At 65.5% G+C, this 9,209-nt stretch carries 9 protein-coding genes and 2 pseudogenes; 5 read left to right on the top strand and 6 right to left on the bottom strand.

Annotated features, from left to right (window positions below; all coding sequences use genetic code 11):
- Nucleotides 1-159: 159 nt before the first annotated feature.
- The 3 genes and pseudogenes from AB0J29_RS00975 to AB0J29_RS00985 form a co-directional block, all read right to left on the bottom strand.
- Entirely contained in the window at nucleotides 160-423 is a 264-nt protein-coding gene (locus tag AB0J29_RS00975) for a transposase (RefSeq protein WP_364777162.1), read from the bottom strand.
- Between the two features lie 117 nt (nucleotides 424-540).
- Nucleotides 541-1,233 carry a carbon-nitrogen hydrolase family protein gene (locus AB0J29_RS00980; protein WP_364777164.1) on the bottom strand — a complete coding sequence of 231 codons (693 nt, stop codon included), beginning with the start codon at nucleotides 1,231-1,233 and terminating at the stop codon, nucleotides 541-543.
- Between the two features lie 71 nt (nucleotides 1,234-1,304).
- Nucleotides 1,305-1,736 (bottom strand): annotated as a pseudogene (locus tag AB0J29_RS00985) (transposase); the annotation flags it as partial.
- Nucleotides 1,737-1,864: 128 nt separating this feature from the next.
- On the opposite strand from AB0J29_RS00985, the gene AB0J29_RS00990 reads away from it, so the two are divergent.
- The 3 genes and pseudogenes from AB0J29_RS00990 to AB0J29_RS01000 all read left to right on the top strand — a co-directional run.
- Complete coding sequence (locus AB0J29_RS00990) at nucleotides 1,865-2,494, top strand: TetR/AcrR family transcriptional regulator (RefSeq protein ID WP_364777166.1); 630 nt, start codon at nucleotides 1,865-1,867, stop codon at nucleotides 2,492-2,494.
- Between the two features lie 25 nt (nucleotides 2,495-2,519).
- A complete protein-coding gene (locus tag AB0J29_RS00995; protein WP_364777871.1) occupies nucleotides 2,520-3,401 on the top strand; it encodes an alpha/beta hydrolase in 882 nt (293 codons plus the stop codon).
- A 65-nt stretch (nucleotides 3,402-3,466) separates the two neighbouring features.
- Nucleotides 3,467-3,613 (top strand): annotated as a pseudogene (locus tag AB0J29_RS01000) (IS481 family transposase); the annotation flags it as partial.
- 30 nt (nucleotides 3,614-3,643) lie between these two features.
- On the opposite strand, the gene AB0J29_RS01005 reads toward AB0J29_RS01000, so the two are convergent.
- Nucleotides 3,644-3,856 (bottom strand): hypothetical protein, encoded by a 213-nt coding sequence (locus tag AB0J29_RS01005; RefSeq protein WP_364777937.1) that lies wholly within the window; start codon nucleotides 3,854-3,856, stop codon nucleotides 3,644-3,646.
- Nucleotides 3,857-4,158: 302 nt separating this feature from the next.
- Here AB0J29_RS01005 and AB0J29_RS01010 point away from each other — a divergent pair, with 302 nt between their 5' ends.
- Together AB0J29_RS01010 and AB0J29_RS01015 are read left to right on the top strand one after the other, a co-directional pair.
- Nucleotides 4,159-5,157, top strand: coding sequence for a VWA domain-containing protein (locus AB0J29_RS01010; RefSeq protein WP_364777168.1), 999 nt, complete (start codon nucleotides 4,159-4,161; stop codon nucleotides 5,155-5,157).
- A gap of 309 nt (nucleotides 5,158-5,466) precedes the next feature.
- Nucleotides 5,467-6,420, top strand: a complete 954-nt coding sequence (locus tag AB0J29_RS01015; RefSeq protein ID WP_364777170.1) for a DUF5996 family protein — start codon at nucleotides 5,467-5,469, stop codon at nucleotides 6,418-6,420.
- Nucleotides 6,421-6,588: 168 nt separating this feature from the next.
- Here AB0J29_RS01015 and AB0J29_RS01020 read toward each other — a convergent pair whose 3' ends face one another.
- Nucleotides 6,589-7,884 carry a glycosyltransferase gene (locus AB0J29_RS01020; RefSeq protein WP_364777172.1) on the bottom strand — a complete coding sequence of 432 codons (1,296 nt, stop codon included), beginning with the start codon at nucleotides 7,882-7,884 and terminating at the stop codon, nucleotides 6,589-6,591.
- 3 nt (nucleotides 7,885-7,887) lie between these two features.
- The gene (locus tag AB0J29_RS01025; protein WP_364777174.1) at nucleotides 7,888-9,177 is read right to left on the bottom strand and encodes a glycosyltransferase; all 1,290 of its coding nucleotides are present in this window, start codon (nucleotides 9,175-9,177) and stop codon (nucleotides 7,888-7,890) included.
- Nucleotides 9,178-9,209: the final 32 nt, after the last annotated feature.

The following is a 9,209-nucleotide window of genomic DNA, read 5'->3' on the forward strand; positions in this document are numbered from 1 at the left end:
ACGGCGGCGGGCAAGGCGAACAGCGCCGCCGCGGCGGACAAACCGCCGTCTACGAGCCTGACTCATGCCGCGGCTCCCTGTCAGCCGCGCCTGGGGCAGGACGGCCAGCAGCAGGCCCAGGGTGTCCACAGGATATGGCGTTTACGGCCTCCGACCTGCTTACCGTTGTCCCACCCGCGTGAACATGTGGGAACAGTGTCGGCGCCGCGCGCCGATTGGGAGTCGATGATCGCCGTCGCCGGTGTCGGTTTGCGGCTCTCGTGAACCCGGCCGGTCTCGCAGGAGGTGGTTGATTCGTTGCCACACATCAGCTTTCGTCCATCGACGGAAGCTGTCGTACACCGTCGTCGGGGGCGGGAAATCCCGCGGCAGCGCCCGCCAGTCGATCCCACCGCGCACCAGATAGAACATCGCGTCCAGCATCAGTCGGCGGGGATGTTTCTCGCCGCGCCCGCCCTGCCGCCGGTATTGCCCGGGTTGGGCCGCAACCGCTCGAATGGGTGGACTGTCGGCTGGAAGCGAGCCGGTCCGGTGCGCGATCTACTGTTCGAAGGTGTGGCAGGCGAAGTCGCCGGGCTCGGTTCCGGCCTCGGCCAGTGGCATTCCGGTTGCGGACCAGATACCGGAACGGCCGGAAGTCTTGTCGTAACCCCCGCCGGTCGGGCCGGCGAACGCAGCTGTGGCCGCCCATACGCCGTGGTCGGCTGCCACCCTGCGAGCGCGTTCGGAGTGCAGTTCGGCCTCATCGCGACTGTGGAGCACACCGGCAACGTAGCCGTCGATGCCGTACGCGGCGGTCCGATCAGCATGCTCGGATATGCCGGTGTCTCGGCAGATGGCCAATCCCAACCGCCAACCGTCGATTTCCAATACCGCGGGCTCGCCCGGGTGGAATCGAGCATCCTCACTGCCGTGCAGGTATACCTTCCGGTAGGCCACCGAGGCGCCTCGGTGATCGACGGCGAGGATGCCGATAGAAGGTCCAGGCACTGGCGCGCCGACCAGCGCAACCGTATTGGTCTGGGCGCAGGCGGCGACGATGGGAGCCAGCCGTTCGTCCTGTGGCTCGATGACCTCGGCGTCCAGTTCGTACCCGGTCAGAGACATCTCAGGGAATACCACGACACGCGCGTTCGCCGCTCTGATCAGCTCGGCGTGCGCGTTCGCGTTACCTGCGACGTCGTGGGCTACGCACCGCGGCTGTGCCACCGCGATTCGCAAGGCTTTACGCATCTCGTTCTCCGCTCTCGCCCTTGGGAGAATAACCGGTGACGGCGCGGTTCCCAGTAGCGGGAGGCACACCATCACGGTGGTCGCGGTCCGGGCATGGGCGGCGGACGGTCAGGCTGCCCGCCCGTTGACAGGGTTGTTTTGTTCTCGAGCGTTGCGTAGAGAACGTCGCAGCGGCGGCGAGACAGGCAGATGAGGGCGGCGTTGTGTTTATTGCCCTCGCTGCGTTTGTGGGTGCACTCGGCGCGGCTGGCAGGGGCGCTGAGCGAAGCGAACGTCGAAAGGAACAGTGCCCGTTCGAGTTTGCGGTTCCCGGAGCGGGACAGGTGCTTGCCGGTGATGGAGGTGCCGGAGCGGCGGGTGACCGGTGCGATGCCGGCGTAGGCGGCCAGGTGCCCGGGTGAAGCGAACGCGGAGACATCGCCGATCTCGAGCAGGATGCAGGGGCAGGAAGTTATGCCGGGCCTGGCTGTCAAGATCTGCCAAACCATCGGCCACTGATCCAGCTGTACTGACCGGAGACGTTGATCGAGTGCGGCCATGTTTCGAGTGATATACGATACGGGACGTGTCGTATCTAAAAAGCTCGCTCAATGGTGGTCAGCCTTCTCGCGGCCGCCCGCGTGACGAGCACTTGGAGCAGCGCATACTTGCCGCTGTCGAGTCGCTCCTGTCGGAGTGTGGCTACGACGGCGTCACGTTCGAGGAGGTGGCCCGTCGGTCCGGCGCCTCCAAGGCGAGCTTGTACCGGCGGTGGAAGTCCAAGCGGGACATGGTGATCGCCACGCTGAAGGCTGGGCCCGCTCGTCGCGACGGAGCCGACCCTGTCGACACGGGCAGCCTGCGCGGCGACTTGCTGATGCTGTGTCGTCGGCTCGACCGCACCATGCGAGCAGCCGACAGCCAGACCGCCATGCTGCTTCTGCAAGCAGGGCTCGAGGACCCTGAGCTATGCGAGGCCATCGAGACGTCTGTCGGACCGACCGGAGCCCGCCTGCCACAGGAGGTGATCGACGCCGCGGTGCTTCGAGGTGAGCTTCCGCATGGCGTCGACCCCTTCCCGTTTGAAGAAGTCGTGGGCGCCGCCCTGCTGATTCGCAGAGTCAACGGGCTGCTGGTCGACGATGAGTACCTTGACGCCCTGGTCGACACCGTCCTGGTGCCGTCCCTGCGAACGACCTCAGGACATGGACGGCCACTGCCTGCCGGCATCTTCTCAGGCCGTCCGACACCCCTGCCGCCGCAGCACCCACTCCCCGAGTGAAGGAGAACCAGTGAACACCCCTGTCATCGAGGGCTTCGAGTACCGATTGATTCCAGGCGCTGACCATGTCGGGATCAACGTCGCCGTCGGCGGCGATGGCCCGGCTGTCGTTCTATTGCACGGTTTCCCGCAAACCCATTACATGTGGCGCCATGTCGCTCGGAAGCTTGCCGACACTCACACCGTGATCGTGCCGGACCTGCGCGGATACGGCAGCAGTGACAAGCCATCCGGCATCGACCCGGCGACGTACTCCAAGCGCACCATGGCCAATGACATCGTGAAGATCACCGGTTCCCTCGGATTCACCCGGTTCGGCCTCGTCGGACACGACCGCGGTGCTCTCGTCACTGTCCGGGCCGGCTTGGACCACCCAGAGGCGGTCGAGTACCTCGGCATTCTCGACGTTCTGCCCACCCTCGACACATGGGCGGTTCTCCAGGGCGTGGACGCCAAGGTGGCCTGGCACCTGTACCTGATGGCCCAACCCGTCGGCCTCCCCGAGAAGATGATCTCGGCCGTCGCCCCCGAATTCTTCGCATCCTTTCTGGAAGCCTGGGACACCGACGGGTCGACCTTCACGGCGCAGGAGCGCGACTATTACGTCGAGAGTTCGGCCGCGGCCGTCGATTCGATCGTGGCCGACTACCGGGCTACCGCCAGCGTCGACCTCGAGATGGATCGAGCCGACCGTGCCCGCGGTGCTCAGCTCACCATGCCCGTTGCCGTCATCTCACAAGACTGGGGCTCACAGCTCGGCTTCGACGCCGCAGCCCTCTGGAAGGCATGGGCCCCGGATATGACCTACGAGGCCACCACCGCCGGCCATTTCATGGCTGAGGAGAACCCGGATGAGATCGCCGCATTCATCAGCGGCCTAGCCGCTCGCGCTGATCGTCAGCACTGAATCGGCACATAACCGCAGGCCCCGCCGATCGCATCGTCGGCGCCCGCGCGCTGTTGCGGGACCGTATGCCTCACCCCGACGCCGCTCCCACCCTGAGGCACCGGTTGCTCGTCGCCAGCCCGTCGTCGATGACGGCCGGCCGATCAGCGAGGTCGCAAGTCTCGTGGCCAATTGTGAAGCGATGGGCCGGCCGCTACCTCGCTCGCGAGTCCGCCATGCGGCATTGGACTTCGCTGGGTGTGTCAGCGTCGTCGGCGACGCAACCAGCGATGAGGTCGGCCCAACCCAGAGCCACCGCGACGGCCGCCGAGCACAACCCAGAGCGTCAGGGCGATCAGGATCACCAAGAACAGGCCGGTACCGATCCATACCCCGGCCGGGGTGTAGGTGGGAACCGTGTCGGGACGGCCGCTGAATATCACCGCATTCAGCGCGATATTCGTGTGCAGGCGCATTGTCTCGGGCCTTCCCCGCAGTGTCGGAATCGGTGCGGAGACGATGGCGGTGTCATCGATACTCCGCCCTGTGATCCAGGGTATGCGTTGCGGCAAGATCGGCGTCGCGACTGGGCTCAGAGTCGTGTGTTGTGGCGGAAGGTGATGAACAGGCAAGCGATGGCGACCACCGGCCGGACGGAACCTGGAGGTCGCGCCGACATCGAAGCCGACCATATTCGGATTGCACACGTATGATCCGAGACAGATCGATGCGTGCCGGGCGCGGGCCCGGGAGGTAATGCGGGCGGAGGTCTGAGCCGATGAGTTTCTCCGATTTCGCCGCGCCGCTGTGGTTCGCATTCGCACTTGTCGTTCTCGCCCTCACCGTTGGCTACCTGCTCGTGCAACGGCACCGGACCAGGCAGACGCTGCGGTTCGCCAACATGGAACTGCTCGAGACCGTCGCCCCGAAACGATCGGGACCGGCACGCCATATTCCAGTGGCTTTGGGGCTGATCGGGCTGCTGGCATTGACGGTCGGGCTGGCCGGGCCGATGGCCGACAAACGCGTGCCACGCAACCGCGCCACAGTAATCCTGGTCATCGATGTGTCATTGTCGATGCAGGCCACCGACGTCACACCGAGCCGGTTGGCGGCCGCGCAGAAGGCGGCCAAGGGATTCGTCGACGACCTGACGCCGGGCATCAACCTCGGATTGGTCACCTTCGCGGGGACCGCGTCGCTGATGGTGTCCCCGACAACCAACCATGATCAGGTCATCACAGCGATCGACCACCTGCGTCTGGCCGAGCGGACCGCAACGGGCGAAGGGATTTTCACCGCGCTACAGGCGATCGAAACCTTCGGCAACCTCCTCGGCGGCGGGACCGAGCCACCACCGGCGCGGATCGTGCTCGAATCCGACGGCAAACAGACTGTCCCAGCCAACCAGAACGACCCCCGTGGTGGTTACACCGCCGCACGACAGGCCAAAAGCAAGAAGGTGCCCGTATCGACGATCTCGTTCGGCACGACCTGGGGCAAGGTGGAAATCCCCCGCGAACAGGGCGACGGTGTCGACGAGGTGCCGGTGCCCGTCGACGACGCCGCGTTGCAGCAGATCGCGAACCTCTCGGGCGGGAACTTCTTCACCGCCGCCAGCCTGGCCGATCTGCGCTCGGCCTACAGCACCCTCAGCGATCAGATCGGTTACGAAACCGTACGCGGGGACGCGAGCCGTCCCTGGATGATCCTGGCGGCGGTGCTGATCGCGGCCGCCTACACCGCGTCGCTGGTCCTGCGGCAGCGAATTCCCTGACCCGGCAACCGAAGACTGCGGAGCGGTCAGCATGCGACGACTCAGTTGGTGTGGCGCTTGGGGACAAATCACGCATCTGCCCGATAGCGCTGGCCGTGGTTGCGTTGCATCGATCTACCGAGGAGCAATCGACATCGTTCAATTCCAACGAACACATCCGGCTCATGAGCCACCGGCATCACCACCACCGGCAGCATCGCCGGTCACCAGTGCCGGTGCAACCCGCCACCCCGGCGATTACCGCATCGACCTTCCTGGACAAGGCGCTAGCATTCTGAACTGTCACCAACCGGCGAAGGGAAGACAGTGATGTCCGAATCGAATTCCATGGTGTGGCCGTCGCTGCGGGTCTCGGATTGGCAGGACACCCGCGAGACGTTGCACATGTGGTTGCAGGTGGTCGGGAAGATCCGGATGGCGCATGCGCCGCTGCTGAATCACTGGTGGCAGGTGACGCTGTATGTGAGCGCGCGGGGGCTGACGACCTCGGCGATCCCCTACGACAATGCGGTCTTCGACATCGAATTCGACTTCGTCGACCATCGGCTGGTGATCCGCGCCGATGACGGAAGTACGCGGTCCGTGGCGCTGGCGCCGAAGTCGGTGGCGCAGTTCTATGTCGAGACGATGCGGGCGCTCGACGAACTCGGACTCGGCACCCGTATTCAAGGGCGACCCAACGAAGTCGAGGAGTCCATCCCGTTCGCCGAAGACACCCGGCACCGGTCCTATGACCCGGATGCGGTGTGGTTGTTCTGGCGCCAGCTGGTGCGGGCGAACAAACTGCTGAACGAATTCCGTGCCGGCTATGTAGGTAAGGTCAGTCCGGTCCATTTCTATTGGGGCGCAATGGATCTGGCATGCACCAGGTTCTCCGGCCGGCCCGCGCCCATACATGCCGGCGGTGCGCCCCACTGCGCCGACTGGGTCATGGAGGAGGGGTATTCGCACGAGCTCAGCAGTTGCGGATTCTGGCCGGGCGGTGGAGCGGAAGGCGCGTTCTACGCATATGCCTACCCCGAACCCACAGGCTACGCCGACCATCCGGCAGGGGAGGGGTACTACGACCGTGACCTGGGTGAATTCGTTCTTCCCAACGAAGTGGTCCGGAAATCGAACGATCCGGACGCCGTGGTTGCCGAATTCCTGCGCCGGACCTACGAGGCCGCGTCGACGCTCGGCGACTGGGATCGGGGCGCACTCGAGTCCGATCCCTATCGTTGGGCACAGCAACGCGCCGCCACTCGCTGGTCGCGGCGATAGGGGCCTGCGTGCCAGTCGACGCCGACATTCGCTGGGATCCGCAATTCGGCAGACCGATCGGCGTATGCGCAGACACTGGATCGGATAGACGAACTTCTCGGCAGCGCGCCGATCGGGACGATTCCGCACCCTATCGAGATCTCGCCACGAACAAGTGATCGGGCCAGCCTACGAAGCGACGATGCCCGGCTGTCGTTTTCGGGTCCATCTCGCTTGTCGAGTCCGGTCGCCGGAGGGCTTATTCGGTACGGAGAGCGCTTCGGCGTAGACCGACAGAATTCGGGTGATGTGCCTCGATTGGCGCGGTTCATCGGCGTGCGCCGCGAGTGCCTCGCGCATCACGTGCAGGCGGGTTCGGTCCCGTGCGAGGGCGTGCAGCACGGTAGCGAGCGATTCCACCGATGGATCGGGGGCGCGGACGCCGCCGTCGTCGGGCACGGTTTCGGAGAGTTCGGGGTCGCAATACACGACCGGCAGACCCATCGCCACGGCTTCGAGCAGCACCATGCCCTGGGTATCGCAGTCGGAGGTGAGCAGTAGGAGGTCGTGGTTGCCCATGGCGCGCAGGCAATCGGCCTGCGCGACTTCGCCGTGCAGGTGGATGCGATGGCCCAGATCCGCCTTGGCTACCGCCGAGCGGGCGCGGTCGGCGAGCGGGCCGCTGCCGTAGATGTCCAGCGTGCATTCCTCGACCAGACGCGCGACCGCGATAGCTTCGAGCGGACGTTTCTCGGCAGACAAGCGACCACACCATAGGGCACGCAGCGGTGCTTCAGTGTCTGTCACCGTGCCGCCCGCGCCACGGATACGGTCGAGCAGGGCGTCATCGATCCCGTTGGACACCACGTGAATCGGCCGGTCCACGCCACGGGCGGCCAAACGACGGGCGAAGTGATGGGTCGGCACGATCACCCGGTCGGCTGCCTGGGCCTGCGCGATCAGCGGACGCCACGCGAGCCGGGCGATTCGGCTGTCGTCGTCGTATGCCGGTTGCCGGCCCAGCCGCACGAACCAGCCGTGCACCCACCGCATCGTCAAGGCGGCCAGAAATGGTGACGGCGAATACTTTTCGATGACCGTGTCATCGCGGCTCTGCATGGTCTGGACGATCGGGATGCCGTGCCTGCGCGCGGCGCGTGCGCCCGAGATCCCGCAGCCGTAGGTCGTCAGCGCGTGCACGATATCGATCGGGCCGCGCGCGCTGAACGCGGCATCGATCACGCGTTGGTTGGCTCGAGTCGGAAGGACCACCGGCAGCCCGTTCGACATCGACATCGGCGCCGCTCCGAGCACGACCGTATCGTCATCGGACGCCGTGGATCCCGATGCGGGAGCGCAGAATACGGTCACACGATGACCGAAGCGCCGCAGGCCGTCGCACAGTGACCGCATAGCGGTTTGGACGCCGCCCAGTGTTGCCGGGTGAAAGTCGGTGAAGATCGCGACGTGCACGGAATCGGCCACGGCTCAGGCCGATGTCGAGGCGGCGAGTCGTTGCACCGCGTCTGCCGCGGCGCGGACGCCGTTCTCGGCGGAGACTATGCGGCCGAGTTCCTCGGCCCTGCTACGCGCGTCGGGTGTCAGCGTCCGAACCAGCGCATCGTGCAGTCGATTTTCGGTCAACGACGGATACGGGAAGTCGGCCCCGATCCCGAGCGACGATATCCGCCAGCCGTAGAAGAACTGGTCGCTGTGCACCCCGATCACCACCGCGGGCAGGCCCGTCCGCAGCACATCGTGAGTATTTCCGCTGCCGCCGTGATGGACGACTGCGCGACACCGCGGGAGGATTCGGTCGTAGTCGAAGGAATCCAGGACAAACATTCGCCGGTCGTACCCGATACCACGGGGGTAGCCCTCTCCCTTCACGGTCACCAGGGCGCGAGCCCCCAGCCTACGGCAAACGGCGGCGATCAGATCGCAGCAACCGACCGGATCGAGGATCGGCATACCGGTCATGCAGAAGTAGATCGGCGGCTCGCCTTCGTCGAGCCATTCGGTCAGCGCCGGATCGACCACCGCCTCGCCCCACGCGTCACGCAGCCGAGCAGGCATAATCGGCGCACCGACGACGGTTGAGCGCTCCGGCCAGTCACCCGGCTTCGGCAACAGCACCGGACTCACCATGTGCACCAGCGGAATACCGTCTTCGCGCATGCGGCGGAACGGATTCCGGGGCGCACCGGGCAACTCCATCAGTTCGCGCACCCGCCGATCCACCCGGCGATATGCCACGCCGTAGGCGATTTCGAACGCCGAGTAGCTCGCCAGCCGTAGTCGCCGCGACGAGAACATTTGCTTGACCATGAACGACGACGGGAACTCACCGGTGCGCTCGAGCGGATAGGGCAAACCCCCGACCACGGTCTGCCCGGTCTTCTCCCTCCGCTCCATCGCCCACGGCAATGTCGAGGCGCACGACACGATCACCTCGGCCGATTCGCATGCGCCGCTGAGCACTTGGTGCATTCGCTCACCACGCTCGCCGGCCATGATCTTGACGGTGTCCAGCATGATCCGGACGAACGGCAGCGTCTTACCGGAGGACAGGGCGCGTTTGGCCGCGGGCGACTCCAGCAGTTCCGCAGAGTTGAACGGGATGACGTGCGGCTCGAAGCCCGAGCGCCGCACCACATCGGCGTAGTTCTCGGTGGCGGTGATCGCGACATCGTGTCCGCGCGACCGGAATTCATCGGCCAGGGCGAGATACGGCTGATGATCGCCCCGGGTTCCCGCCGTCAACAACGCAATACGCATATACCTTCGACTTCCGTTCGTGATCTGCTGTG

It is taken from the genome of Nocardia sp. NPDC049707, from assembly GCF_040674855.1.
Taxonomy (GTDB): Bacteria; Actinomycetota; Actinomycetes; order Mycobacteriales; family Mycobacteriaceae; genus Nocardia.

What these genes read in the sequence shown, in the direction of transcription:
- AB0J29_RS01015 (WP_364777170.1), top strand. Translation starts at nt 5,467, where the DNA reads ATGTCCGAATCGAATTCCATGGTGTGGCCGTCGCTGCGGGTCTCGGAT.
- AB0J29_RS00980 (WP_364777164.1), bottom strand. Translation starts at nt 1,233, where the DNA reads ATGCGTAAAGCCTTGCGAATCGCGGTGGCACAGCCGCGGTGCGTAGCC.
- AB0J29_RS01025 (WP_364777174.1), bottom strand. Translation starts at nt 9,177, where the DNA reads ATGCGTATTGCGTTGTTGACGGCGGGAACCCGGGGCGATCATCAGCCG.
- AB0J29_RS01010 (WP_364777168.1), top strand. Translation starts at nt 4,159, where the DNA reads ATGAGTTTCTCCGATTTCGCCGCGCCGCTGTGGTTCGCATTCGCACTT.
- AB0J29_RS00975 (WP_364777162.1), bottom strand. Translation starts at nt 423, where the DNA reads ATGCTGGACGCGATGTTCTATCTGGTGCGCGGTGGGATCGACTGGCGG.
- AB0J29_RS01005 (WP_364777937.1), bottom strand. Translation starts at nt 3,856, where the DNA reads ATGCGCCTGCACACGAATATCGCGCTGAATGCGGTGATATTCAGCGGC.